The following is a 26,478-nucleotide window of genomic DNA, read 5'->3' as shown; positions in this document are numbered from 1 at the left end:
ACACTATGCGCCGCTCTTGTCCGTAAATTTCGTAATGAAACCCACATTACAACTTAGGCAATCCCAGCAACTGACGCTTACCCCCCAGTTGCAGCAAGCCATACGCCTGTTGCAACTATCCACTCTGGAAGTCAACCAGGAAGTGGCACGCTTGCTGGATGATAATCCATTGCTCGAACGCGAAGATGAAGACGCTATGCAGCCCTATGCACATGGAGATGCTGCCTCTACCGCCGCTGTGGATAATACCGAAGTCAAAGATGAAATGCCGCAACAGGCCGATGAAGAATGGGTAAAAGAAGACTGGAATGAATCCTCTTTTTCCGCAGCCAGCGGGCCGGATGATGAAAAAGAAGCTCGTGCGGAAGTCGCGGCGGATACCCCCAGCCTGCGTGAGCATCTCATCTGGCAACTAAATATGAGCCAGCATGATGTGCGCGACCGAAAAATTATCAGTCTGTTGATCGACGCATTGGACGGCAACGGTTATCTGGCGCAGCCGTTGGAAGAAATTGTCGAAATGCTACCAGAACAACTCGACATTACTTTGGATGACTTGGAAACTGCACTGGTGCAATTACAGCACCTGGATCAGCCAGGCATAGCCGCCCGTACCTTAAGCGAATGTCTGGCGCTACAACTCAAAGCGCTCCCGGAGGATACCCCATGCCGTGATCTGGCACTGCGCTTGGTGTCGCAATACCTCAACCTGTTGGGTGCGCACGATTTTGCCAAGCTGAAGAAAGTCCTTCGTTGTGACGATGACGCATTGCGCACCGTGCAATCGCTCATCACCCATCTGCAACCAAGACCTGGCGCTGAATTTGAACAGCGAGCTGCAGACTATGTCGTACCTGACGTGGTGGTAGAATTCCGCCACGGTAACTGGCATGTACGACTAAATCAGGGCGCTATGCCGCGCCTGCGCGTTAACCAAATGTATGCCAATATCTTGCAACAGGGCAATGAAAAAAACGTACAGCAGCTGGCTGGTCAATTGCAGGAAGCGCGCTGGTTTATCAAAAATTTGCAACAGCGTTTCGATACTATTTTGCGTGTATCGCAGACAATTGTTGATCGCCAGCGCAATTTTTTCGAGCACGGCGACACAGCTATGTGCCCGCTGGTACTGCGCGAAATCGCAGAGCAGCTTGATCTGCATGAATCCACCATCTCCCGCGTGACTACGCAAAAATTCATGCTCACCCCGCGCGGCATCTATGAACTCAAATATTTTTTCTGCAGCGGAATCGCGACCGAAAGTGGCGGTACGTGTTCTTCCACGGCGATCCGCGCACTCATTAAGCAGCTTGTCAATCAGGAAGACGCACGTCACCCCCTAACCGACAGCCGCATGTCTGGAATCCTGGCACAGCAGGGCATATTGGTTGCCCGGCGTACCGTGGCAAAATACCGGGAATTGCTGAATATCCTCCCCGTTAATCTTCGTAAATCACTCTAACCATAAGGAGCAGGCCATGAACCTCAATCTCAGCGGACACCATTTGGAAATTACCCCCGCCATTCGCGAGCACGTGGTAAGCAAACTCGGCAAAATCGAGCGTCACTTTGACAATATGATTGATGTCAATGTCATTCTTTCAGTGGAAAAATTAAAACAAAAGGCCGAGGCTAACGTCCACCTGAGTGGCAAGACAATTTTTGTGGAATCTGATGATACGAACTTATATGTCGCGATTGATAATCTGATCGAAAAACTTGATCGTCAAATTATCAAGCATAAAGAAAAACATGCTGCTCGTCGTCATGATGAGTCCGGCAATCCTCCTGCAGTGGGACAAGAATGATAGCAGGGCGGTTTACGGCCGCCCTTTCCTTATTTTTGAAGTGCTTGAAATATGAACCTGATCAGTAAAGTCCTGCCCCTTGAGAACGTCATACTGGACGCCGATTCAACCAGTAAAAAACGGGTTTTCGAAAGAGTGGGGGTGTTATTTGAAAACACTCAGAAAATCGCCCGTAGTCAAGTATTCGATAGCCTGTTTGCGCGCGAAAAGCTCGGCTCGACTGGCTTGGGACACAGCGTGGCTATCCCGCACGGCCGCATCAAGGGTCTGCGAGATGCGATTGCCGCTTTCGTCAAGACACAAGCATTGATTCCGTTTGACGCACCGGATGGCCAACCGGTAAACCTGATTTTTGTGTTATTGGTGCCGGAACGGGCCACCGATTTACACCTGCAACTACTTGGCGAACTGGCGCAAATGTTCAGTGATAAAACCTTCCGCGAACAAATACAGAATAGCAATGATGTAGCGGTAATCCATCAATTGTTTACTAACTGGGCGATGTAACAGAAATGGCACAGGTCAATATCCAACAGTTGTTTGAGGACAAACAGGAGCAGCTGGCATTGAGCTGGGTAGCCGGAGCGAATGGTGCTGCGAAGATACTTGATAGTGATTTAGTCAGTGCCTCTAACAATGGTTTGATTGGTCACCTCAATTTGATCCACCCGAATTGGGTGCAGGTATTGAGTGAAACCGAACTCGACCATCTTCAGGGACTTTCATCCGCCGCGTTCGCAGAAGCGCTGATGCAACTTGAACGTGGCGGTACGTTATGCCTGATCGTGGCTGGCACGGATAAGATCCCGCAAGAGTTGATCATTTACGCTAATCGCACACATACACCGTTGTTCCGTTCTCCTTTGCCCAGCGTACATTTGATGTGGCTGGTGCGTCATTACATTGTCAAAGCGCTGGCGGAATCGACCACGCGCCACGGCGTGTTTCTTGACGTATTGGGGGTGGGGGTGCTGGTTACGGGTGATAGCGGCATAGGCAAGAGTGAACTGGGACTTGAACTTATTACACGCGGCAACGGCTTAGTGGCGGACGATATTACCGAGCTGTACCGTATTTCTCCGGAAACGCTGGAAGGGCGCTGCCCGGAATTGTTGCGTGACTTCCTCGAAGTGCGGGGGTTGGGTGTGCTCAATATTCGCACCATGTTTGGCGAGACCGCGGTGCGACGCAAAAAAAGTTTAAAACTCATTGTCCACCTGCATCGCCCTGTACGCGGTGATCTTTCCCATCTGGAACGCTTGCCGCTAGCGGCTAGTCATGAAGAAATCCTTGGCGTGAAGATTAGTGCGGTGAGCATCCCGGTCATGGCCGGGCGCAACCTTGCGGTGCTGGTAGAAGCGGCAGCGCGCAATTTTGTGCTACAGCAACGCGGTATCGACAGCATGCAAGAATTTATCAGCCGTCACGAGCAGCAAATGCAGGAACAATAAATCATGCAATTATTTTTGATCAGCGGCCTCTCCGGTTCTGGAAAAAGCGTGGCGCTCAAGGCGCTGGAAGATAGCGGCTACTATTGTGTGGACAATCTGCCCGCTGCGTTGTTGCCGGTCCTCGTGGAAAATTTGCATCAGACTGGTAATACACGCATTGCTGTCAGCATAGACGTTCGTAGCGGTGATAGCGTGAAACAACTGCCGCACTATATTGAACGGCTTAAGCAACAGGGTATAGATGTGCACTTGCTCTTCCTTGACGCGCAGACCGATACGTTGGTGAAACGCTTTTCCGAAACGCGTCGCCGTCATCCGCTGCGTAATGCCCTACCTCCGGCGCAGACCAATGAAGGGCTTACCTTGCCTGAATGCGTACAACTCGAGCGCGAAATGCTGGCCGAGATCAGCAACATCGGCCATCGTATTGATACCAGTGAGCTCGGCGCCAATGCCTTGCGTGCATGGGTCAAAGATTTTAAGGGTGTTGACCGTGCACGCATTACTTTACTGTTCCAATCGTTCGGTTTTAAGAATGGTATTCCGCTCGATGCTGACTTGGTGTTCGACGTGCGCTGCCTACCCAATCCACATTACGATCCCGTGCTGCGGCCACTAACTGGACGCGATGCGGCGGTAATTGAGTTTCTCGAACGCAACCAAAATGTACAACAAATGTGCGAAGACATCCGCAGTTTTGTCGAGAGGTGGCTACCCTGTTTCATCGCTGATAACCGCAGCTATCTCACCGTTGCCATTGGGTGTACAGGTGGTCAACATCGCTCGGTGTACTTGGTGGAAAAGCTTGCTCGTTGTTTTAAATTGCAACAGCAAGTGCTGTTGCGTCACCGCGAATTAGGTAACACTTATTGATTTTGTGTAATTTATGACACATTTCATTACAGTAACTGTCAGTTCCGTGCAGGAGCAAATCCAGGCTTCTTAGAGTACGTTGATTTAAACCCACTGAATGTATTTTGGTCGGGAATGACGGGATGTTGCTTAGCCTTGCCATTCATGATATTCAATAATCATGTTGCTACTAGTATCTAAACTCATAAATAACGAAACATATATTATACTGTCGCATACCCACCCCATGATGAGGAGCCTGCCATGCGACAGACTGAACTGTATCTTACCGACGAGGATCGTGAGTTGATCGAGACATATCGTACAAAGGGTTTGCACCATGCCCGAGAAGTCAATCGGGCACATATTTTATCTGCCCTTGATCGCGGGATCCCCGAAGCCCAGATCATGGCAGTTCTCGGCGTTGGACGAACCGCCATCTGGCGGACACGAAGCGCATATCTGGAGGATGGTGCCGAATATGCACTGTGCGATGTCGCGCGTCCCGGCAAGCCTCGGCAGTTTGCTACCGACGTCGAGGCGAAGATTACCGCTCTGGCCTGCTCGGAGCCGCCGGAAGGTGCCAGGCGCTGGACGCTCGAGTTGCTGGAACAGGCAGCGCAGAGGCAGGCGGATATTGGTCCGATCAGCCGCGAGACTATTCGCCGGCTGCTAAAAAAAACTGTCTCAAGCCATGGTGCAAGGTGATGTGGTGCATTGGCGCTTTGACCGAAGAATACCGGCAGCGAATGTATGACCTGCTCGATCTTTATGCCCGTCCGTTCCGGGCGGAAGAACCCGTGGTCTGTTTGGACGAGAAGAGCAAGCAGCTGCTCAAGGATACGCGGCCCCCTTTGCCAACCCAGCCCAACTCGTCCGCGAAGCAGGATTACGAGTATGTCCGCGCCGGTACTTGCAACCTGTTCGTGGCGGTCGAGCCAAAAGGAGGTCGGCGGACGGTCGTGATCACAAGCAGGTTTATGTCACGGCGCAGCGTATCCATCTGGTGATGGACAATCTCAACACCCACTTTCGCAAGTGCTTCGAGGAAGTGCTCGGTGCCAAGGAAGCAAAGGCACTGCTGCGACGTGTAGTCTTTCACTACACGCCGAAACATGCCAGTTGGCTCAACATGGCTGAAATCGAAATCGGTATTCTTGACCGCCAGTGCCTTGATCGACGCCTGCCAGACCGTGTTACGCTCACCGCCGAAGTGAATGCTTGGCAGTTGCGCCGTAACATGGAGCAACGTGGCATTGAGTGGACGTTCACTCGGCAGGATGCAGATACAAAAATGGCTAGACATTATGTTTTGTAATTAATGGGTTGTTATACTAGTACCCATAAAGTTAGGCGATTGGATCGTCTTTTGCTCGGGTGTTCTGCATTACATGGATCACCGTCACACTATGGCAAGGTGGTGTAGCGGGCAAAGCTGTCATTCGCAAGCAGCGGCAAAATGTTGAGTGAAGTGCCGCTATCGTGTAACAAAATTATTTCTGTGCCCGGCTGATCGCAGCACATTATCTGGATGAATCAAACATTGAGCTCGAAGTACCCAAAATAATTGAGTGAAAAGCACATGAAAACTATTGTACTCGCTCTAACCGGCGCATCCGGCTTACCTTACGCCATGCGACTACTGGAGTGCCTGCTGCAAGACGGTCAGCGCGTGTACCTGGTTTATTCCCAAGCGGCACAAATAGTCGCCAAACAAGAGTTGGATTTTGTGTTGCCCAACCGTCCGCAAGATGCGGAAAAAATATTGGCGGAACGACTCGGCAAAGTCAGTGGCGAACTGCGCGTGTTTGGGCGCGATGACTGGTTTGCACCCATGGCTTCAGGCTCTAATCCTGGCGACGCGATGGTAATTTGCCCCTGTACTATGGGTACGCTGGCAGCGGTGGCGGCGGGGTTAAGCGACGACCTCATCACCCGTGCAGCCGATGTTATGCTAAAGGAAAAGCGTCCGTTGATTTTAGTGCCGCGTGAAACACCGTTTTCCGCCATCCATCTGGAAAATATGCTTAAGCTTAGTCACGCTGGTGCGGTCATTTTGCCGCCCAATCCGGGCTTTTATTATCACCCGAAAAGTGTGCAAGATTTGGTAGATTTTGTGGTGGCAAAGATACTTGACCACCTGGGAGTGGAGCATAGGTTAGTGAAGCGGTGGGGGGAATAATAATAGGTTGCGTTGAGGACTGAAGCACAACTAGTGTGACTTGCAGTCATCCACTGATGATGAAAGAAGAAACTATGGTTGGAAGGTGGCGATAGAGCGCGTACGTTAAACCGGCCATTGACGGGGCAATTTAAAATTATTGTTGGCTATTCATTTGACTGGTCAGGTTTTTTTAAACTATAGTTCGCTTCATGCAAGCAGAATTAGACGTATTGGAAAGCAAGTTGGCTCAATTGGTGCAATTGACTATACGTTTGCGCGAAGAAAACCATCATCTGCGTAAAGAATTGGCTCAAGCGCTGAGCCAAGGCCGTCAATGCCACGACAAGATTGACTCTGTCAAGTCGCGTTTGGAACGACTGCTGGCGCAATTACCTGAAGAATAAACATGAGCAGTGAGAGTGCAAGAACGCTTAATGTCACGATCCTCGACCGGGAGTTCCGCGTCGTCTGCTCGGAAGTGGAACGCCCAGAATTGCTTGATGCGGTCGCTTATCTTGATAAGAAAATGCATGAGATTCGTGATATTGGTAAGATCATTACGATCGAGCGTATCGCAATCATGTCTGCCTTGAATATTGCTCATGAACTACTGACCACACGTCTCGGTTCTGGTTTTGACATGAGTGAATTTAAGCGTAGAATGGAACGTATGGAGGCAACTATCGATGCGGTACTGACTGAATAAGATGAGTTGTTTTAGGTTTCCCCTGCGGTGTTTGTCAGGCTCATAATTCTTTGGACCAATAAGCTTTGCTTAGGTCGTGACCCTTAATGTTACTGTTGTGCGCATCCCTTGCGGATGTACCTGATGTAACTGGGAACCGGCTCTCTTGAACCCAGGTTCAAGATGTTGGGTCAACGGCACAGGCGGGGGTCTTTATTTTAAATGCGGCTTATGCCGCATTATTTTTTTATCGTGTGCCAAGCATAGCGCGTTGCGCGTAAGCGCAACTTGACTGACTGTGGTGGTCAGTGGCTAAAAAGGTGACTGGTGAGAGCCGCCTCTAGACTTCTATCAAGCTATCGTTTCCTCCGGAACACGCTCACAGAATGATTCACTTTATTTGAATTAGAAATGGAATAACGTGCGTTATTGGCTAATGAAGTCTGAACCGAGCGACGTCAGCATAGATGACCTCGCTAACCTGCCTGACCAGACCGTGGCATGGTACGGTGTTCGTAACTATCAGGCGCGTAACTTCATGCGCGATCAGATGTGCAAAGGCGACGCGGTGCTTTTCTATCATTCCAATTGCGCTGTGCCCGGCATCGCGGGCATCGCGCGCGTTTCCAGCCCTGCTTATCCCGATGCAACTCAGTTCGACCGCAATAGCAAATATTTTGATCCCAAGGCCACGCAGGAAACGCCGCGGTGGTTTAATGTAGATGTGCAATGGGTAAAGAAGATTGAACCCATTTCATTGGCAGAGCTGCGCCGCCATCCACAATTGGAAGGCATGCGCGTTTTGCAACGTGGCAATCGATTGTCCATCACACCGGTTGATCCCGCCGAGTGGAGGTTCATTCTGAAGCATCTGGTACGCGATTAATATGGAATGGGCTTTCGCCTATCTCGCGCTGGGTGCATTGGTTGGGCTATTTAGTGGAATGTTCGGCATTGGTGGCGGAACCATTTTAGTACCCGTATTGCTGATACTGTTCAAAATGCAGCACTTCCCTGCCCCCTATATCATGCATTTGGCGCTCGGTACTTCTATGGCAACCATTCTGTTCACGTCCCTCGCCAGCATGCGCAAACATCACCAGCATGGTGCGGTGAACTGGGTTGTGGTTCGTACCATGACTCCCGGCATTTTGTTCGGAACAGCCCTGGGTGCACTATGCGCCGCATATGTTTCGCCGCGTAGACTAGGAATATTTTTTGCTTTATTTGTATATTTTGCAGCAATTCAAATTCTGTTTGAATTACGTCCGCAAGCCTCACGTCAATTACCCGGCATGACCGGCATGACGCTGACGGGCATGTTCACCGGCTGGATCAGCAGCCTAGTATCTATCGGCGGTGGTACGGTTGTAGTCCCGTTTCTAATTTGGTGCAATGTGCCAATACGCAATGCAATTGGTACCTCTGCAGCGATCGGTTTTCCAGTCGCCATAGGTGGCACAACCGGCTATATTGTTACTGGCCTTAGTTCCCATACACTACCCTCTCCTAACCTGGGGTTCGTGTACTTACCGTCGTTATTGTGGATCGTACTTGCCAGCGTTATTACTGCGCCGCTTGGCGCAAAGACGGTACATCGCATGAAGATTGGGCTATTGCGCAAACTTTTCGCAATACTGATGCTGGTACTAGGGACACATTTGCTAATAAAATTTATTTAGCACTAAAATTACGCAAGCCTACGGGGGTAATTCGTAGTTCAATTAAGATTTTTACCAACCCTGGTTCAGATAAAATTTTTTAAATGTGGTGCTTTATGCATTGGATGAAGAGATGAGATTAAAATTCACCAAGATGCACGGTGCCGGTAATGATTTCGTAGTCCTCAATGGGTTGCGCCAGCGCATCCAGCTTACACCGGAGCAGCTGCGCCTATTAGCCGACCGACACTTTGGCGTGGGCTGTGATCAAATCCTGCTAGTGGAAAGTGCACAGCATCCCGATGCGGATTTTCGTTATCGCATCTTCAATGCGGATGGCGGCGAGGTGGAACAATGCGGCAATGGCGCGCGCTGCTTTATGCGCTTTGTACACGATCACAAACTGACACATAAGCGTGAAATCGTGGTAGAAACAAAAAATGGACTGATTACCCCGCGCCTTGAGGACAATGGTCAAATTACCGTAAACATGGGCGCGCCGATTTTCGAGGCTGCACGCATTCCATTCCTTGGCAGTAGCGATGCTGTGATCCAAACGCTAGAAGTAGCAGGCGAGACAGTGCAGATTACTGCACTATCGATGGGTAATCCACATGCGATACAGGTGGTAACTGATGTGGAACATGCACCAGTCGCTACACAGGGAGCGCTCATGGAGCGTCACCCGCGTTTTTCGCAACGAGTGAATGCAGGCTTCATGCAGATAGTGGATCGTAAACACATCAAATTACGCGTGTATGAACGCGGCGCTGGTGAAACTCTGTCCTGCGGCACTGGCGCGTGCGCCGCAGTGGTAACCGGCATCCGTCGCGGCCTGTTGGACGCGCGGGTGAATGTTGCCACGCGCGGTGGGGTGTTGAACATAGCTTGGGCCGGAAACGGCACACCGGTATTTATGACCGGACCAGCGATTGCCGTATTTGAAGGCGAAATAAATTTATAAGAGGACGACATGAAATCCGCAGACATCGCACTATATTTACAAAATAATCCACAGTTCTTTGAAGATCATGCCGATATGTTGGCGGAAGTCACTATCCCACATCCTTACAGCGGACGCACCATTTCATTAAGTGAGCGGCAGTTACTGACTCTGCGTGAGCAGAACAAAAACCTGGAAAAAAAACTGCACGAGATGGTAATGCTTGCTCAGGACAACGACTCATTACAGCAAAAAGTACATCAATTCACCCTCGCGTTATTTGGCGTGCGTGACCTGATGAATTTGCAGAATGTCATTACGCAGAATTTGCGTGAAATTTTTGCCGTGCCACATGTTGTGTTGCACATTTGGAAAGGATTGCCGCCCAGCTTGGAAGTACTTGCCTTTGTGGACCAGCAACTGCAACCCGTCTGTGTTCATCACGCTCTTCATGAAACTTTGGCCTGGTTTGGCGAAAGCGCGGTTCATTTGCATTCGTTTGCTTATTTACCGCTGCGGGCGGATGAACAATCCATTGGTCTATTAATATTGGCTAGTGAAGATGCGCAGCGCTTTTATCCCGGTATGGGTACTTTGTTTCTGCAGCGTATTGCGGAAATTGTGAGTAGCGCGCTACGCCCCTCACTATAAAGCGATGATAAACAGTACCGCGCAGGCTGCCACTTTCAACCAAGTTGCAATGCACGGATTTCTCGACCATCTGCGTAACGAGCGCCGTTACTCCCCACTGACTGCGGAAAATTATTCTCGCGATATTCGCCGTTTGTTTAAACTTGCTGGTGTTACACCACTAAACGAACTTAAAAACCATCAAATTCGCCGTTTCGTAGCACAATTGCATGGTAGCGGTTTGGGTGGCAAGAGTTTGGCGCGCATGCTGTCGGCATGGCGTACCTTTTATTTTTATCTAATACGCGACCACCAGTTCAAAGATAATCCGTGCATCGGGCTGCGTGCGCCCAAATCGGCGCGCAATCTGCCACATGCACTTTCCCCGGACGAAGCTGTGCGCATGGTGGAGTTACCCACAACAGGCGACATTCTAGCGGTGCGCGACAAAGCGATGTTTGAGTTATTTTATTCTTCTGGCCTGCGCTTGGCAGAGCTGGTCAGTCTCGATCCTGTTGCACTTGACTTTGCAGACGCAGCTGTACGCGTTATCGGTAAAGGCGCCAAGACGCGCATCGTACCGTTGGGCAGCTATGCGATCTCCGCGCTGCAAGCTTGGCTGGCGCTGCGCGGACAGTTGGCTAAACGGGATGAAACGGCGCTGTTCGTAAACCGCAATGGTAGCCGCATTGGTTCGCGCGCGGTACAACTACGCATGTCAGGCTGGGGCATCAAACAGGGCATCTCCAGCGGCGTTCACCCACACTTGTTGCGCCATTCGTTCGCCTCACATGTGCTGCAATCAAGCGGAGATTTACGGGCAGTTCAAGAAATGCTCGGCCATACCAGCATTTCTACTACGCAGGTATACACCCATCTTGATTTCCAATACCTCAGTAAAATTTACGATGCAGCGCATCCGCGGGCCAAAAAGAAAACCTTATGAATAAAATTATTCTTAAGGAGGGGAGGGAGAAATCCCTTCTGCGCCGTCACCCCTGGATATTTTCCGGGGCAATTAAACGTGTGGAAGGTTCACCTGCTGATGGTGACACGGTACAGATATACTCAACACAAGGCGCTTTTCTCGCCCATGCCGCATACAATGCACATTCACAAATTGCTGCGCGAGCATGGTCATGGCACGCGGAGCAAAGCATTAACGCAGATTTTTTCCGCACGAAAATCACCCATGCACTGACATTGCGCAAAGATCTCAAATTGGCGCAACACAGCACTGGCCTGCGCCTGATTCATGGCGAATCCGATGGTCTGCCCGGGTTGGTAGTAGATCAATATGGCGATGTATTGGTTATACAAATTGGCAGTGCGGGAGCGGAACGCTGGCGCGACACTTGTGCCGACATATTGCAAGAGATGTGCAATCCAGTTTGCATTTATGAGCGTTCTGATTCTGATTCACGTGCATTAGAAGGCTTGCCGGAACGCAATAACGTTCTATATGGCAACTTGCCCGAATCTTTAACCATTGTGGAACACAGCCTGCACTTTGCCGTGGATGTAGCACACGGGCAGAAGACGGGCTTTTATCTCGACCAGCGCGACAACCGCGAACTGATTGGAACACTGGCGCAAGACAAGGATGTTCTGAATTGTTTTTGCTACAGCGGCGGTTTCTCGCTGTATGCACTGCGCGGCGGCGCGAAATCAGTGCTATCAATTGATTCTTCGAATGAAGCACTGCAACTGGCACAGCGCAATGTGGAACGTAATGGACTCGATGCCAGTCGCGCTGAATGGCAATGCGACGACGTGTTCCAGGCACTGCGCAAACTGCGTGACCAGAACCGAAAATTTGACCTGATTATCCTTGATCCACCCAAATTCGCGCCCACCGCCGCCTTCGCCGAAAAAGCCGCGCGCGGCTACAAGGATATTAACCTGTTAGGCTTCAAGCTGCTTAGACCGGGAGGAATGCTCGCCACCTATTCATGTTCCAGCGGCATAAACGATGACCTGTTTCAGAAAATTATTGCCGGTGCCGCCTTGGATGCCGGAGTGACTGCGCATATCATACGCAAACTGCACGCCGCGCCGGATCACCCGATATTATTGGAATTTCCGGAAGGCGCATATCTCAAGGGACTTGTATTGCGCGTGGCAGGTTAACTTGAGATTATCTCAGATATTGAATGAGGGCCATTCAACGGAGAGGTAATACCATGCGAAAAACAGTGAAACTGGAGCGTTAAATCTGATTCAACATAGGCCTTTTGCATAATGCAAAAGGCCTATTCTGTTTCTTAACCCCCACTCTTGGTTATTTCTTTAGAGATAGCCAGTTTGAAATCATCTTGGCAATTACTATTGCATCGGGCGTAACAGTGGGGCGCCCCGCTGCAAGGGAGGGCAAAGGTAGCTGACGACGATCCCCTATATAGAAACCAAGCGCGGTTTCCAGTGCCTCACTGGCATACTGCAGTGCTTCGTCCTTATCATTACCTTGGGTAATGGCTTCCGGTACATCGGGAAAAGTTACGACAAATCCGCCATCCTTGGCAGGTATCAAGTCCACTGGATATTCAAACATCGCAAGTCCCCTAATTCAACCCTAGCCGTTTTTTAATGTATTCAATAGTATCGATTTTAAGTTCCGTGTCATGCATCGGCAGAACCGATTGACGGCCATTAAGAAACACCCTGATGTGAGTTCCCTGACCCGGCTGAAATGTAGCGCCTTGCTTAACAAGCCATTGTTTAAATTCATTGCTATCCATCTTTTAAATTTAACAGAAATACTCCTGGTGGTCAAACTCTTACAACCCGCGGGGCGGTAAACAGCACCAGAACATTGGATGTATCCACCGGCCAACGCCGCGCGCACCGCCCTGAATTGATGCCGGGCTTCACCCGTATCGACAGCGTGCATGAAGGTGACGGAGATGGGGCGAAAGTGTTGTATTACGTCAACGTCCCGGCATTTCCATGGCGATAACAGAATTTCGGCTCCGGCACTCATAATGATAACGCGCTGGCAGAATCCAAGAATAGCGCAATGATGCGCGAGCATCTGGGTAATGTGCCTGTCTCACAATATCTATCTTCGTGCCGCTGGCAACCCAGGCAGACCAAATCGCAGGAAAAAACTGGATTTGATTTATGATGCATTATTTGAGAGCACTTATTCCCCATGCTTGACACCTGAATTATAGGCATCCATGAATAAATATAGAGCCCTCCTGCCACAAACCAGTTTATTCTGGAAAAAGCTGGGACCCGGTCTTATAACGGGAGCTGCAGATGATGACCCGAGCGGCATTGCCACCTATTCACAAGCTGGAGCTGGATTTGGCTATGCAATGCTGTGGACGACATTTTTAACTTTCCCTCTTATGGTCGGCATCCAGATGGTAAGTGCCCGTATTGGTCGGGTGACTGGGCATGGCCTTGCTGCCAATATCCGTCTGCATTACTCTCCAGCACTGCTCTATGTGCTCGTTGGGCTGCTTCTGATTGCAAATACGATTAACATCGCGGCAGATATTGGCGCAATGGCTGCAGCGCTTAAACTTCTCATTGGTGGACCTGCTCACTGGTATGCAATAACCTTTGCCATGGTATCGTTGGTGCTGCAAATATTCATACCTTTTCCACGTTATGCACCCATTCTGAAAATATTGACATTATCGCTCTTTACTTATGTAGTCACGGTGTTCGTCGTCAATGTGCCGTGGGGTGAGGTGCTCTATCGCACAATCATGCCGTCCATATCATTCAAAGCGGATTACGTGATGGTGGTGGTTGCCGTATTTGGTACCACTATCAGCCCGTATTTGTTCTTCTGGCAAGCCTCTCAGGAAGTTGAGGAACTGCAAGCGACTGAAGGCGAGGCACCGCTTAAAGAGGCGCCAGAACAAGCCTACAGTCACCTGCAGCGTATTAAGATCGACACTTATATTGGAATGGGTTTTTCCAATCTGATCGCCTTTTTTATCATATTGACGGCAGCCGTGACTTTGCACTTGCACGGCATTACGGACATTCAAACCTCTGCACAGGCAGCGGAGGCTTTGCGTCCCTTAGCTGGCGAATTTGCGTTCCTATTATTTACCGCCGGAATTGTTGGTACGGGATTGCTCGCTGTGCCTGTTCTAGCAGGTTCGGCCGCTTATGCCATCGCAGAATCATTTGATTGGCGCATCGGTTTGGGCCGCAAGCTCATGGAGGCGCGAGGCTTTTATATGATTCTGATCATTGCGACTCTCTTGGGCGTAGCGCTTAACTTCACTCCCATTGATCCTATCAAGGCACTATTCTGGAGCGCAGTCATCAATGGCGTCATTGCGGTGCCCATCATGGTAGTGATAATGTTAATGGTGGCAAGACCGGATGTCATGGGACAATTTGTGATCACGCCTGGTCTTCGAATTATCGGTTGGCTAGCGACAGCCGTGATGGCATTCGCAGTGCTTGCCATGGCGGTAACGTGGTTGATGTAACTCCGGATGGTTGCGATAAAGCCGAGTCCGACTATTAATTTTCACACAAGGATATTCTCAATGAATAATGCAGGCATAAAACTCCTCTCTATTCAGGTCGGCCTGCCTAAAACACTGGGGACATCTGACGCCTCAGACACCATGGATCAGGAGTGGACAACTGGCTTCTTCAAGGAGTCGGTGTCTGGTCCAGTTTGGGCCGGAATAACTAACTTGGCTGGCGACGGGCAAGCTGATCTTCGCGTCCATGGGGGACTCGATAAAGCGATTAACGCCTATCCTTTCGAACATTACGCATTTTGGCTCGTCGACCTTGATTATAAAGAGTTACCCAATGGCGCGTTTGGAGAAAACTTTACTGTGGCAGGCCTACTGGAAACAGAGATCTGCATCGGTGATATTTTCGAGGTTGGTGGCGCATTGGTACAGATTTCTCAACCTCGCCAGCCGTGCTGGAAGCTTGCCCGCCGATGGAGGGTTCAGGACTTAGTGGCGCGGGTCGTGCGCACGGGTAAGACCGGTTGGTATTTCCGTGTTCTGCGTGAGGGAAACGTTCAAGCCGGAGCGGCACTGGTATTGGTGGAACGTCCTTATCCTGAATGGACAGTCGCGATCGCGAATAACATAATGCTGCATCGCAAGGAGAACTATGTGGCTGCACACGCGTTGGCCGAGTGTCCGGCGCTCTCCGGCAGCTGGAAGGCAACCCTGTCGCGGACGACTACTTCTACTGAAATTGCAGCCGATACTTCAGCGCGTCATTTTCAATGATGTCTAATTCCATTTAGCCAGGCGAGTTCAATAAAAATCGGTCGTGGCGCAACAGATGTATCGGTATACGGATCACTTGCACAGCGCCGAGTGGAACATGCGCCAGATTGCGGCGGACGAGAAAAGAGTGGTTGGGAGGGTGGGGATTTTCATGCACAGCCATTTCCCCATCCTAGTTGATTATTTCAACCTTGTTGTATTAGTGCTGCGTTAGTGTACTTAATGCTGCTTGATAGTCAGGTTCATGCGTGATGTCGTCCACTAATTCTGCGTGCAACACGTGGTTATTCTCATCCAGTACCAACACAGCGCGTGCGGTTACGCCACGTAATATAGAATCAGCAATCTTTACGCCGTAGTTTCGCATGAAATCTCGCCCGCGCATTAAGGACAGCGTGGTGACATTGTTCAATCCTTCAGCCACGCAAAAGCGACTCATGGCAAATGGTAAATCAGCGGAAATCACCAGTACCACTGTGTTGTCGAGCTTGCTTGCCGCTTCGTTGAACTTGCGCGTAGAAGTGGCGCACACGGCGGTATCCAAACTAGGCACAATGTTAAGAACCTTGCGCTTGCCGGCAAAGTCTTTTAACGCCACATCTTTCAGGTCTTTGTCCACTAGCGTGAATTCAGGGGCAATTTGACCAACGGTTGGAAAAGTACCGAACAATGTAATGGGCGTACCGTTCAAGGTGACAGCAGGGTTAGTTGAAGTTTCATTAGCCATGATTTCTTTCTTTTTGTTAAGGTGTGTTATAGCGCATCATCTGCATACGCTTCTATTGGCGGGCAAGCACAAATCAGATTTTTATCACCACGGACATTGTCTACACGGGCAACACTGGGCCAGAATTTGTTGTCTTGTACCCACTTTAATGGATAAACAGCTTTTTCGCGCGAATAGCTGTGTTTCCAATTGCTCGTGAGAACTGATTTGGCTGTATGCGGTGCATTTTTAAGTACGTTATCTTCTTTATCCGCTTTACCTGTAATTACTTCATCAATTTCTTTACGTATAGAAATCATAGCAGAGCAGAAACGATCCAATTCTTCTTTTGATTCACTTTCGGTTGGCTCAATCATTAATGTATCGGGTACCGGGAATGAAACTGTCGGTGCATGATATCCATAATCCATTAATCGCTTTGCAATATCCCCTACTTCTATTCCAGCGTCTCTTTTAAACGCAACGCAGGCTAAAATCATTTCGTGCGCACAACGTCCATTGGCACCACTATATAAGGTAGGGAAATAATTTTTTAATGACTCTTTAATATAGTTGGCATTTAAAATTGCGATGCGTGTTGCTTCTGTAACGCCATCGCTGCCTAACATTTTTATATATCCATAAGATACCAATAAAATTAAAGCACTGCCGTAAGGCGCTGCTGATACTGCGTGTATGCCATTTCCGCCGCCAGTTTTTACTAATGAATGTGAAGGCAAAAAAGGAGCCAGGTGTTTTGCAACGCCAATTGGCCCCATGCCGGGGCCGCCGCCGCCGTGAGGAATTGCAAAAGTTTTATGTAAATTCAAATGGCAAACATCAGCGCCAATATTTCCGGGGCTGGTTAAGCCTACTTGTGCATTCATGTTGGCGCCATCCATATAAACTTGTCCGCCATTTTCATGAATGATGTTGGTAATCTCGATAATGCTTTCTTCGTAAACACCGTGAGTGCTTGGGTATGTAATCATTAAACATGCCAAGTTATCTTTATGCTGAATTGCTTTTTCACGCAATTCGCTTACATCAATATTTCCTACTTTGTCACATTTCACCAACACTATCTTCAGGCCACACATTGCAGCACTGGCAGGATTGGTGCCATGTGCCGATGTCGGAATCAACGCAATATTTCTGTGCGCCTCACCACGTGATTGATGATATGCCTGAATGACCAATAATCCGGCATATTCGCCCTGAGCGCCGCTGTTGGGCTGAAAACTCATTTTTTCGAAACCCGTAATCTCACTTAATGATTTGTCCAGGTCATCGATTATTTCATGGTAACCCGCCGCTTGTTCAACTGGTACAAAGGGGTGGATATGGGCAAATTCGGGCCACGTAATAGGCATTAATTCGGAGGCGGCATTTAATTTCATAGTACAAGAACCTAATGAAATCATTGAATGGGTCAAAGATAAATCCTTGTTTTCCAATCGCTTGATATACCGCATCAGCTCAGATTCCGAATGATAAATATTAAATATAGGGTGTTGAAGGATCAAAGATTGACGATTTTTGATCAAAGATTGTTGATTAAAAATATGTTCTTCCGTAGTTTTAGAAATGGTTTTGCCAACGGCTTGTGCGAATACATTAATAAGCGCATTCAAGTCATCGGTATCGGTAGTTTGGTCAACAGAAATAGTAATCGCATCATCCGTATAACGGAAATTAATCTGTGCTGCTTGCGCTAATTGTTTAATTTTCGCATTGTCTGTTCCACTGATTTTTATGGTATCAAAATAAATTCCATCTTCAATGATATAGCCTAATTTTTTTAACTCGGCTGCCAATGCTATAGCAGTACAATGTATTTGTTGTGCGATTCCTCTGAGGCCTTCTGGTCCGTGATATACCGCATACATACTTGCCATAATGGCTAATAATGCTTGTGCAGTACAAATGTTGGAGGTGGCTTTGTCTCTACGTATGTGTTGCTCGCGCGTTTGTAATGCCATACGTAATGCTTGATTTCCGTCTGCGTCAATCGAAACCCCAATGATACGGCCCGGAATGGATCGTTTATATTCCTCACGGCAAGCAAAATATGCAGCGTGCGGGCCGCCGTAACCCATGGGGACACCAAAGCGTTGTGTGGAACCAACAACAACATCAGCTCCCCATTCGCCTGGAGGAGTTAGTAATACTAAACTCAGTATATCGGCTGCTACAGCAATGGTGGTTCCATTTGCTTTTGCTCTTTTTACAAAGTCAGCGTAATCGTGAACTTTGCCATCAGCGGTTGGATATTGAAGCAATGCACCATAAATGCTGCTATCTAACGTTCCAGTTTTAAAGTCACCAACCACTAATTCAATTCCCATTGGAGTTGAACGTGTTTTTAATAAATCGATAGTTTGCGGGTAACATTCGTTGGAAACGAAAAACTTGTTCGCTCCATTTTCAATTGCTCCGTGCGTGCGATTATTGAACAACATTGCCATCGCTTCAGCTGCTGCAGTGGATTCATCCAGTAACGATGCATTTGCTATTTCCATTCCTGTTAAATCCATAATCATGGTTTGGAAATTCAATAATGCCTCTAAACGACCTTGTGAAATCTCTGCCTGATAAGGAGTGTAAGCGGTATACCAACCCGGATTTTCTAAAACATTTCTCTGGATAACAGGGGGAACTATCGTGTTGTAATAACCTAAACCAATATAGGTTTTAAAAAGTTTATTCTTTGCCGCAACGCCACGTAAATGCTTGTGGTATTGATACTCAGTCATCCCACATGGTAAGTTCAATGGTTTTTTTAAGCGGATCGCAGCAGGAATGGTGTGATCAATTAATTCATCTACAGAACCTGCACCAATTGTATCAAGCATTGTCTTAACATCATTTTCGCGCGGACCGTTATGACGGTTTACAAATTTATCGGTTGTAATCATTGCTGGCTTTATTTTTTAAAGGAGTGTAAATAGATATTATAAGTGGGAATTATCTCGTCCATTACAACGTATTAATGTGCTTCACTATCGATTAGTGTCTGATACGCTGCAGCATCCATTAACGTGTCTACGTCAGCGGTATTATCCGGCTTCATTTTGAACATCCATGTGGAATAAGGATCTGCATTGATCTTTTCTGGCGCATTACCGAGCTCAGCGTTAACCGCGACCACTACACCGCTAACAGGCGCATAAATGTCAGCTGCAGCCTTCACCGATTCTGCTACTGCACATTCTTCCTTGGCTTTCAATTGGCGGCCAACCGCTGGATTTTCTATGAATACCATGTCGCCTAACAGCTCCTGCGCATGTTGGGTGATGCCGATCGTGATCGTGCCGTCGGTTTCTTTTTTGATCCACTCGTGGGATGCGGTGTACTTCAGATTACCTGGCAGATCGTTTAAGTTGCTCATGGTTATATCCTTAAAAAGTAAAAATTAGATTAAGCCTTTGCCGTTACGTACGAAAGGGTATTTTACTACCTTAGCCGCCAGCATTTTATCGCGAATCGCCACCTGTACCATGTCGCCTATTTGTACCGTGGAGGGTATACGTGCCAAGGCGATTGATTGATTCAGCGTGGGCGAAAAACTACCGCTGGTAATTTCGCCATCGCCATGGTTGCTGTGTACCACTTGGTGATCACGCAGCACCCCGCGATCCTGCAAGACAAGGCCGACTAACTTTCGAGTTCTAGGCTTGGTGACAAGCGCTGTTTTACCAATGAAGTCGCGTTCACTCACCAGGTCTACTGTCCACGCCAGCCCAGCTTCCAGCGGGTTTATGGTCTCATCCATATCATGACCATACAGGTTCATGCCTGCCTCCAGACGCAATGTGTCACGTGCGCCTAGCCCGATAGGCTTCACCCCCGCGTCATTCAGTGTTTGCCAGAAGGAAGGTGCAGCTGTGGCCGGTAGTATGATCTCGAAGCCATCTTCGCCAGTATAGCCAGTTCGGGCGATAAACATCGAATTCCACTCTACGGCATTGAAGGGCTTGAGTCCTTCCGCCAATTTTTGTGATCCGGGCAAGGCCTGCCATAGCTTTGCCGCCGCATTGGGTCCTTGCACCGCGATCATCGCCAGATCATTGCGTGAAGTAATCTGCAATTGTGACGCGCGGACGGTAGCCTGTTTAATCATCCACGTAATATCCTTATCGGCTGTACCAGCATTCACGACGATGCGAAACCACATTTCATTCATGAAATATACGATGAGATCATCGAGTACACCACCATCCGGGCGCAACAGGCAAGAATACAGTGCTTTTCCGGAAGATTGCAGTTTGTCCACGTTGTTTGCCAACAGATAGCGCAAGAAGTCGCGCACGCCTTCGCCGCTTATATCGACCACGCGCATATGCGAGACATCAAACATGCCGGCATCGCGACGTACTTGATGGTGTTCGTCAAGTTGTGAACCGTAATGCAACGGCATATCCCAGCCGCCGAAATCGACCATCTTCGCGCCCATTGCGCGGTGTGCTGCATTCAGAGGAGTATGTTTGAGTGTCATGAGTAATCTTTCAAAAAAATAAAAAAGGCGAGACAGAAATATCTGCCTCGCCCCATCTGTCCTCTTTACCTGAGAGATTACGAATAAATCCGTGTGCCCCTTCGGTGGCTGTGTCAACAGCACTCTCCAGATTTGCCTGTGCCAACAGTTCTTGAGCCTGAGCGGTTACGGGTGTTGCGCCTTCGGCAATGCGCCTGTATTCATTACTTACTAGGCAGCATGTTCTTCCATTGGTTTAAACGGCAGGTAGAACTATACCGGAATAAGGGGGTGGTCGGCAAACGATCTAACATAAAGTTGCGCGGGGGATTCATTTCAGGGATAATCTATGCCCTTATATGTGCGTTAGTGCGCACTGCTTTAAATTTTTAAGTCCTCAATTTTCATGTTTAAGGAAGCCAAAATGAAAACCGACATTCATCCGCAATACGACGAAATTGCAGTTACTTGCAGTTGTGGCAATACTTTCAAAACCAAGTCCACAATGGGTAAACCGCTGCATGTAGAAGTTTGCTCGGACTGTCACCCCTTCTATACCGGCACGCAAAAAATCGTGGATACCGCTGGTCGAGTGGAGAGATTCCGCCAAAAATATGGCAAGTCCGGTGCAAAATCTGCACCATAATGAAACTAAACGGTAAGCAACAATTGAAAGGCAGCGGACGCTGCCTTTTTTGTTTTTAATTGCACCAGCAGGGTAGTGGCTACCCAAATGTTCTATAAACCCATACCCGGACAGCGCATCAAGGTCTTGGAATAAGCGCGCATGTTTCCCTATCCCCCGACACAAGAACACCCGATCACGATAGCTAAAGCCTGGTTGCTGGCACTGCTGTGTGCGGTGTGGTTAGGCACAGGGTTGGTAGGGCATGACCCGTGGCAGTCAGACGATGCTTACAGTTTCGGGTTGGTCTATCACATCCTGCAAAGCGGCGATTGGCTAGTTCCTACCTTGGCTGGCGAACCCTACGTGGACAAGCCACCGCTGTTCTACATAACAGCCGCGCTTTTCGCCAAACTATTCTCTCCTTTGCTTGAGCTACATGATGGCGCGCGCCTGGCCAGCGGCTTTTATACCGCTCTTACGCTGCTGTTCATAGGGCTGTCCGGACGCGAACTATTCGGGAGGGGACGCGGTTGGACTGCGGCGATCATTCTGGTCGGTTGTCTCGGCATGCTGGTACGCTCACATGAGCTTATCACCGATCTTGCTTTGCTCACTGGCTGCGCCATGATGTTATATGGCTACACTTTAAGCATGCGCCGTACTTTATTGGCAGGCATGCTAATTGGCAATGGTATCGGCATTGGCTTTATGTCCAAGGGTTTTATCGCTCCCACGCTGTTCGTGCTGATCAGTGCCGCGCTGTTGCTATTCCGCACCTGGCGCATGTGCTCTTTTCTTTCCAGCCTGGGCATCGCATTGCTGTTTGCGTTGCCCTGGCTAACTGTCTGGCCTTTCTTGTTGTACCAACGTTCGCCAGATCTATTTATGGAATGGATTTGGACGCTTAACATCGGCCACTGGTTTGACTATATTCGAGGTGGCGATTATGCACAGGCGCTATATTACGTAAAGATATTGCCTTGGTTCGCCTGGCCTGCTTTGCCATTGGCTGCTTGGGCAGTGTGGGAGGCGCGAAGAAGAGTACTGCGTGAAGCGGAATTCCAGCTGTTGCTGGTGAGTTTTTTTGTAATGTTGTTTACGTTGAGTGTGGTGCCCAATATCAAGGAAGTGTTCGCGTTGCCCCTACTACTGCCGTTAGCCTTGCTTGCTACTGCAGCTCTTCCCACTCTCCGCCGGGGAGCAGCCAACGCGCTGGATTGGTTCGGCATCATGACTTTCGGTTTTGTCGCCATCTTGATGTGGTGGGGCTGGGCTGGGCTGCTACGGGATAATCATGCCAAGATCACGCTGTGGCTGAAAGATTATCAGCCTGGTTTTGAACCAGTGTTTAATGCGACAACATTCTGGGTTGCACTGACCTTCACCGTGCTGTGGGTGCTGCTGGTGTGGCGCGTTGGACGCTCCATGCGCCGCGCCGTGCTTAACTGGGCCAGCGGGGTGACTCTGTTGTGGGTGCTTGCCATGACACTATGGCTACCATGGTTGGACAACGGCAAGAGCTATCGCGGCATGGTCGCTTCCCTTAAGCAGGCCATGCCCATACAGCATGGTTGCATTGCGAGCTTGGATGTAGGCGATACCCAGCGCGCCATGTTGCAATATTTGGGAAATATCACTACGCACACTCAAGTACAACTCGATTGTGATCTGCTACTGGTGCATGGAGAACGTGCCGCCAAGCTAGTGAAAGACGAAACAACTTGGGTCGAGTTATGGGAAGGCAACCGCAAGGGAGTTAAATCAGAACCTTTCCGTTTGTATCAACGCATTACACAAAGGCCATAAATACCACAGCCATAGTTTCATACCAGCGTATTTGAGGTACATCGACCGTACTTCACCGCGATTCCCTTGCAAAATAGGTCGCCACTTTTTAGTAAATCGTGTCTATCTTGATTTTGGCCAGTTCGCGCTTGACTCGTGCCCACTCCATATTCACCGTGCTGGCCAGGATGTGAAGAGGCCGCGTTGCGTCGGCGGTTAAGAGTGTCGCCTATGTACTCAATCGTATCGAAGCACAAAAGCGCTTATCGATAACCCACGATCAGAACAGGGAAATGGTGGGACGCCAGCAACTGGCAGTGAGGTCGCAACAAGAATACCCAGCGGCCTGACACGTCTGTAGCTACCAAAGGGAGCGACTTGGGCGTGTTCTTACAAGCGGAGCCGGATGCAATTGCGAGGAAACTGAGCATACGGCCTCGCCAGTCAATTGGATTTAAATGCCCGGTAGAATTCTTCATGCCGGATACTTTTGATTTTAAGCTACATTACGGTGTAGCTTTTTGCATTTTGTACTTAAAACCGCCCCTGCTATAGTCACAAAACTTACCAAATTCTATCGCCAAAAGGAGATTTAAAATGGGGAAGATAGTTACCAGGAGAGAATTTATAATAACAGGCGCAACAGGGCTGGCTGCAATTTACGGGATCAGCGCATGTACTAAAAGTGATAGTCCATCAAGCATTTCAGAAAGTGTAAAAGTAGAGGCGATCGACCCGCCAGCAGGAGAGGATTTTAAAGACCCTCCTGAAATGCTAAATTTGAGCGCTAACGCGGGGGTTGTGGAGGTTGCATTAGAGGCAAAGACGGCAAAAGTAATGATCAACGGGGTAAATGCCGACCTTATGACATACAACGGCCATTTTCCGCAACAAACCATAAGGGTAAGAAGAGGTGACAAATTAAGCGTTAACTTTAAAAACTCCCTTCCATTGACGACCGATAAAAATATCCTTGGTTATACGAAAAATATCACCAACATTCACACTCACGGGTGGCATGTGTCGCCATCCGGGAAATCGGATAACGTATTCCTACATATCAATCCAGGTGAAGAATTCCTATATGAATACGATTTATCTAAACAAGAGGCGGGGACATTGAATTTCCTGCACTCTCATGGCCATGGCTTGGTTACTGAGCAGATGTGGGGGGGCCTTGCAGGATGCGCGCTGGTTGTTGCGGATGAGATCGATGGACTCTCAGGTTTTGAGAATCATATAATATCTTTACATGACATAGACCTCGCGGGAACTAACCCAGCGCCCTACACTCTTGAGGATTATATGAATGGAAAGGAAGGAAATATTGTCATGGTCAATGGCCAGATAAATCCTGTCCTGCCGATAAATCCTGGACAGGTTCAGAGATGGAGAGTGGTAAACGCCAGCACTGCAAGGTTCTACAAACTAAGTCTTGAGAAACACACCATGTATCTGATAGGAACCGATGGCGGGCTTCTCGATAAACCTTATCCATTATCAAATATTCTCCTCACGCCAGGGGAAAGGGTAGACCTTTTAATTAAGGCTGACCAAGGATCAGGAAATTATAGATTCCTTTCCATGCCCTATGACAGAGGCGGTAATGTGCCTCAGACCATAACGCTCATGACTGCTTCTTATCGCGGAAACGCTGTAAAGGACGAAATTCCTGCCACAATTAATCCCCATGCAAAAAAACTGAATGTGGATACCGCTGCTCTTCGCAGGTCACAGATAGCTCTTTCCATGGGAGTTAATAAGGGGTTTATAAATAATAAGAGCTTTGGAGACGATCCTTTTGTTCATACATCGAAGGTCGGGACCTTTGAATTATGGGAGATTCAAAATTTCAGCGGCATGGATCATCCGTTTCACCAGCATGTAAACCCGGCTCAGATAATTTTCATGAAAGGGGGAGAGAAGGAGTATGCATCTTTATATTCCAGTATCCCTGCATGGAAGGACACTATAAACGTACCAAAAGGCGGATCTATAACCATGCTCGTACCTATCAGGGACTTTTCAGGGCGGACTGTATTTCACTGCCATATCATTGAACACGGGGACTTAGGAATGATGGCGGTATGGGATATAGTTAAATAAATTTATTTTCTGAAAGGACATAAGGTTCACTGCTATCTGAAAATAAAAATGGGTTTGGCAACGTAATTATGCTCATCACTGCGAAGCAGTAAGTGTTGTCGCAGTTCATGAAAAAACTTGACTACTGCACACTATCTCCACAGTCTCGGCATTTATATGCTGGATTCAATGCTTTCACCCGGTATAGAAGCTCTTCGACTAACTGGTGGTTGCAACCAGGATGATTTATAGACCCGGCACGATTTATAAGTGAACTTTTCTTGATTTTCGATGTCCATGGAGTATGGAAAAAGAAGATGCCCGCAAGCAGTCGCGAGAAGTACTGCATGAACGACGCAAGCAAGTCATACGTATGCACCGCAAAGGCATGGTGGTGATGGAGATCGTGGTGCAGACGGGACTGAGCTGGACGGCAGTCAATACGGCGCTGCGGTTGTATAAGGCTGAAGGTTCGGGGGCACTCAAGCCCGGCGTTCGGGGTAAAAAACCTGGCAGTGGACGTCGCTTGACGGTTAGCCAAGAGCTGGCGATCCAACAAACCATCTGCGACAGACGCCCCGAACAACTCAAGATGGATTTTGCGCTATGGAGCAGGCCCGCTGTGCGCCAGCACATTGAGCTGGCGCACAGTATCAAGCTGTCTATTCGGGCAGTAGGCAACTACTTGGCACGTTGGGGTTTTACACCACAAAAACCCATTAAAAAAGCATACGAGCAGCGGCCTGAAGCCGTCCAGGCTTGGCTTGATGAACAATATCCGGCCATTGAAGCCAGAGCAAAAACAGAAGGTGCGGAAATTCACTGGGGCGACGAGACGGCGCTAGTCAACACGGATGTCAGAGGCAGGAGCTATGCGCCGGTGGGCAAGACACCTGTGACGTTCGCAGTAGGCGGCACGCGCCACAAGCTATCGATGATTGCGACGGTAACCAATCAGGGTAAAACGCGCTGGATGATTATTGATGAGGCATTTAACTCCGACAAGCTCATTGAATTTCTGGAGGCGCTCATCAAGGATACAGACCGCAAGGTGTTTCTGATACTGGACAACTTGAGAGTTCATCACAGCAAACCTGTAAAGGCTTGGGCTGCCGAGAACGCACAGAAAATCGAGTTGTTCTACTTGCCCAGCTACAGCCCTGAACTCAACCCCGAAGAAAGACTGAATGCAGATCTCAAGCACGTCATCACTTCAAAGGTGCCAGTGCGCACCAAGGCAAAACTCAGAGCTGCTGCGACTGATCACATGATCATGCTTGAGCAAAACCCCGAACGCGTGCGCCGTTATTTCGGCGACCCAAAAGTCGCCTACGCGGCTTCATGAATAATTTGTGCCGGATCAATAAAACAA

29 protein-coding genes, 1 other RNA gene and 2 riboswitches are annotated in these 26,478 nt (G+C 48.8%); of the genes, 23 read left to right on the top strand and 7 right to left on the bottom strand.

Translation table 11 applies throughout. The features are described from left to right. Positions 1-34 precede the first annotated feature (34 nt). The 17 genes from MKZ32_RS15100 to MKZ32_RS15020 all read left to right on the top strand — a co-directional run bounded on the left by MKZ32_RS15100 (position 35) and on the right by MKZ32_RS15020 (position 12,324). Positions 35-1,462, top strand: coding sequence for an RNA polymerase factor sigma-54 (locus tag MKZ32_RS15100; RefSeq protein WP_239798023.1), 1,428 nt, complete (start codon positions 35-37; stop codon positions 1,460-1,462). Positions 1,463-1,478: 16 nt separating this feature from the next. Next, positions 1,479-1,808 carry a ribosome hibernation-promoting factor, HPF/YfiA family gene (gene hpf / locus MKZ32_RS15095; RefSeq protein WP_239798022.1) on the top strand — a complete coding sequence of 110 codons (330 nt, stop codon included), beginning with the start codon at positions 1,479-1,481 and terminating at the stop codon, positions 1,806-1,808. A gap of 51 nt (positions 1,809-1,859) precedes the next feature. Beyond that, positions 1,860-2,315, top strand: coding sequence for a PTS sugar transporter subunit IIA (locus MKZ32_RS15090; RefSeq protein WP_239288362.1), 456 nt, complete (start codon positions 1,860-1,862; stop codon positions 2,313-2,315). A 5-nt stretch (positions 2,316-2,320) separates the two neighbouring features. Continuing rightward, positions 2,321-3,259, top strand: coding sequence for an HPr(Ser) kinase/phosphatase (hprK, locus tag MKZ32_RS15085; protein ID WP_239798021.1), 939 nt, complete (start codon positions 2,321-2,323; stop codon positions 3,257-3,259). A 3-nt stretch (positions 3,260-3,262) separates the two neighbouring features. Then, the gene (rapZ, locus tag MKZ32_RS15080) at positions 3,263-4,132 is read left to right on the top strand and encodes an RNase adapter RapZ (protein ID WP_173054204.1); all 870 of its coding nucleotides are present in this window, start codon (positions 3,263-3,265) and stop codon (positions 4,130-4,132) included. Positions 4,133-4,375: 243 nt separating this feature from the next. Beyond that, positions 4,376-4,819 carry a helix-turn-helix domain-containing protein gene (locus MKZ32_RS15075; protein WP_239795975.1) on the top strand — a complete coding sequence of 148 codons (444 nt, stop codon included), beginning with the start codon at positions 4,376-4,378 and terminating at the stop codon, positions 4,817-4,819. A gap of 205 nt (positions 4,820-5,024) precedes the next feature. After that, entirely contained in the window at positions 5,025-5,429 is a 405-nt protein-coding gene (locus MKZ32_RS15070; protein WP_239795974.1) for a transposase, read from the top strand. A gap of 264 nt (positions 5,430-5,693) precedes the next feature. Further along, positions 5,694-6,293 (top strand): flavin prenyltransferase UbiX, encoded by a 600-nt coding sequence (locus tag MKZ32_RS15065; RefSeq protein ID WP_239798020.1) that lies wholly within the window; start codon positions 5,694-5,696, stop codon positions 6,291-6,293. A gap of 191 nt (positions 6,294-6,484) precedes the next feature. Then, a complete protein-coding gene (locus MKZ32_RS15060) occupies positions 6,485-6,679 on the top strand; it encodes a DNA replication initiation control protein YabA (protein ID WP_239798019.1) in 195 nt (64 codons plus the stop codon). A gap of 2 nt (positions 6,680-6,681) precedes the next feature. After that, positions 6,682-6,981 carry a cell division protein ZapA gene (locus MKZ32_RS15055; RefSeq protein ID WP_239798018.1) on the top strand — a complete coding sequence of 100 codons (300 nt, stop codon included), beginning with the start codon at positions 6,682-6,684 and terminating at the stop codon, positions 6,979-6,981. Between the two features lie 16 nt (positions 6,982-6,997). Beyond that, positions 6,998-7,174: non-coding RNA, 6S RNA (gene ssrS, locus MKZ32_RS15050), on the top strand. 207 nt (positions 7,175-7,381) lie between these two features. Continuing rightward, positions 7,382-7,846, top strand: a complete 465-nt coding sequence (locus MKZ32_RS15045; RefSeq protein WP_239798017.1) for an EVE domain-containing protein — start codon at positions 7,382-7,384, stop codon at positions 7,844-7,846. A 1-nt stretch (position 7,847) separates the two neighbouring features. Beyond that, positions 7,848-8,642, top strand: a complete 795-nt coding sequence (locus MKZ32_RS15040) for a sulfite exporter TauE/SafE family protein (RefSeq protein WP_239798016.1) — start codon at positions 7,848-7,850, stop codon at positions 8,640-8,642. Between the two features lie 112 nt (positions 8,643-8,754). After that, positions 8,755-9,585, top strand: coding sequence for a diaminopimelate epimerase (gene dapF, locus MKZ32_RS15035; RefSeq protein WP_239798015.1), 831 nt, complete (start codon positions 8,755-8,757; stop codon positions 9,583-9,585). Between the two features lie 9 nt (positions 9,586-9,594). Further along, positions 9,595-10,215, top strand: coding sequence for a DUF484 family protein (locus tag MKZ32_RS15030; protein ID WP_239798014.1), 621 nt, complete (start codon positions 9,595-9,597; stop codon positions 10,213-10,215). A gap of 4 nt (positions 10,216-10,219) precedes the next feature. Next, a complete protein-coding gene (gene xerC / locus MKZ32_RS15025) occupies positions 10,220-11,140 on the top strand; it encodes a tyrosine recombinase XerC (protein ID WP_239798013.1) in 921 nt (306 codons plus the stop codon). Then, positions 11,137-12,324, top strand: coding sequence for a class I SAM-dependent rRNA methyltransferase (locus MKZ32_RS15020; protein ID WP_239798012.1), 1,188 nt, complete (start codon positions 11,137-11,139; stop codon positions 12,322-12,324). Before xerC ends, MKZ32_RS15020 begins: the two co-directional genes overlap by 4 nt. A gap of 151 nt (positions 12,325-12,475) precedes the next feature. Here the strand turns inward: MKZ32_RS15020 and MKZ32_RS15015 are convergent, their stop codons facing one another. Continuing rightward, positions 12,476-12,745: a type II toxin-antitoxin system HicB family antitoxin gene (locus tag MKZ32_RS15015; protein WP_239798011.1), complete on the bottom strand. Its 270-nt coding sequence runs from the start codon at positions 12,743-12,745 to the stop codon at positions 12,476-12,478. 10 nt (positions 12,746-12,755) lie between these two features. Beyond that, on the bottom strand, positions 12,756-12,932 hold the full coding sequence (locus MKZ32_RS15010) for a type II toxin-antitoxin system HicA family toxin (protein ID WP_239798010.1): 177 nt from the start codon (positions 12,930-12,932) through the stop codon (positions 12,756-12,758). A 441-nt stretch (positions 12,933-13,373) separates the two neighbouring features. Between MKZ32_RS15010 and MKZ32_RS15005 the strand changes: the two genes are divergently transcribed. Together MKZ32_RS15005 and MKZ32_RS15000 are read left to right on the top strand one after the other, a co-directional pair. After that, positions 13,374-14,654 carry an NRAMP family divalent metal transporter gene (locus MKZ32_RS15005; protein ID WP_239798009.1) on the top strand — a complete coding sequence of 427 codons (1,281 nt, stop codon included), beginning with the start codon at positions 13,374-13,376 and terminating at the stop codon, positions 14,652-14,654. Positions 14,655-14,714: 60 nt separating this feature from the next. Next, on the top strand, positions 14,715-15,425 hold the full coding sequence (locus tag MKZ32_RS15000; RefSeq protein WP_239798008.1) for an MOSC domain-containing protein: 711 nt from the start codon (positions 14,715-14,717) through the stop codon (positions 15,423-15,425). 13 nt (positions 15,426-15,438) lie between these two features. On the opposite strand, the gene MKZ32_RS14995 is transcribed toward MKZ32_RS15000, so the two are convergent. The 5 genes from MKZ32_RS14995 to gcvT form a co-directional block, all read right to left on the bottom strand. Beyond that, complete coding sequence (locus tag MKZ32_RS14995; protein WP_239798007.1) at positions 15,439-15,588, bottom strand: hypothetical protein; 150 nt, start codon at positions 15,586-15,588, stop codon at positions 15,439-15,441. A gap of 36 nt (positions 15,589-15,624) precedes the next feature. Then, entirely contained in the window at positions 15,625-16,152 is a 528-nt protein-coding gene (gene tpx, locus MKZ32_RS14990; RefSeq protein WP_239798006.1) for a thiol peroxidase, read from the bottom strand. A 26-nt stretch (positions 16,153-16,178) separates the two neighbouring features. Further along, on the bottom strand, positions 16,179-19,049 hold the full coding sequence (gene gcvP, locus MKZ32_RS14985; RefSeq protein ID WP_239798005.1) for an aminomethyl-transferring glycine dehydrogenase: 2,871 nt from the start codon (positions 19,047-19,049) through the stop codon (positions 16,179-16,181). A gap of 71 nt (positions 19,050-19,120) precedes the next feature. Then, positions 19,121-19,522, bottom strand: coding sequence for a glycine cleavage system protein GcvH (gcvH, locus tag MKZ32_RS14980; RefSeq protein WP_239798004.1), 402 nt, complete (start codon positions 19,520-19,522; stop codon positions 19,121-19,123). A gap of 24 nt (positions 19,523-19,546) precedes the next feature. Continuing rightward, positions 19,547-20,629, bottom strand: a complete 1,083-nt coding sequence (gene gcvT / locus MKZ32_RS14975; RefSeq protein ID WP_239798003.1) for a glycine cleavage system aminomethyltransferase GcvT — start codon at positions 20,627-20,629, stop codon at positions 19,547-19,549. A gap of 46 nt (positions 20,630-20,675) precedes the next feature. Further along, positions 20,676-20,764, bottom strand: a riboswitch (glycine riboswitch). After that, a riboswitch (glycine riboswitch) is annotated at positions 20,765-20,869 on the bottom strand. Between the two features lie 163 nt (positions 20,870-21,032). Between gcvT and rpmE the strand changes: the two genes are divergently transcribed. The 4 genes from rpmE to MKZ32_RS14955 all read left to right on the top strand — a co-directional run bounded on the left by rpmE (position 21,033) and on the right by MKZ32_RS14955 (position 26,451). Then, a complete protein-coding gene (gene rpmE, locus MKZ32_RS14970; RefSeq protein WP_173054240.1) occupies positions 21,033-21,254 on the top strand; it encodes a 50S ribosomal protein L31 in 222 nt (73 codons plus the stop codon). A 141-nt stretch (positions 21,255-21,395) separates the two neighbouring features. After that, entirely contained in the window at positions 21,396-23,042 is a 1,647-nt protein-coding gene (locus MKZ32_RS14965; RefSeq protein WP_239798002.1) for an ArnT family glycosyltransferase, read from the top strand. A 576-nt stretch (positions 23,043-23,618) separates the two neighbouring features. Then, a complete protein-coding gene (locus MKZ32_RS14960) occupies positions 23,619-25,127 on the top strand; it encodes a multicopper oxidase family protein (protein ID WP_239798001.1) in 1,509 nt (502 codons plus the stop codon). A gap of 283 nt (positions 25,128-25,410) precedes the next feature. Then, positions 25,411-26,451, top strand: coding sequence for an IS630 family transposase (locus MKZ32_RS14955; protein WP_239797688.1), 1,041 nt, complete (start codon positions 25,411-25,413; stop codon positions 26,449-26,451). The last annotated feature ends 27 nt before the right edge of the window (positions 26,452-26,478 follow it).

The organism is Candidatus Nitrotoga arctica, assembly GCF_918378365.1.
Lineage (GTDB): Bacteria > Pseudomonadota > Gammaproteobacteria > Burkholderiales > Gallionellaceae > Nitrotoga > Nitrotoga arctica.
This window is presented reverse-complemented; position numbering and strand designations above follow the sequence as displayed.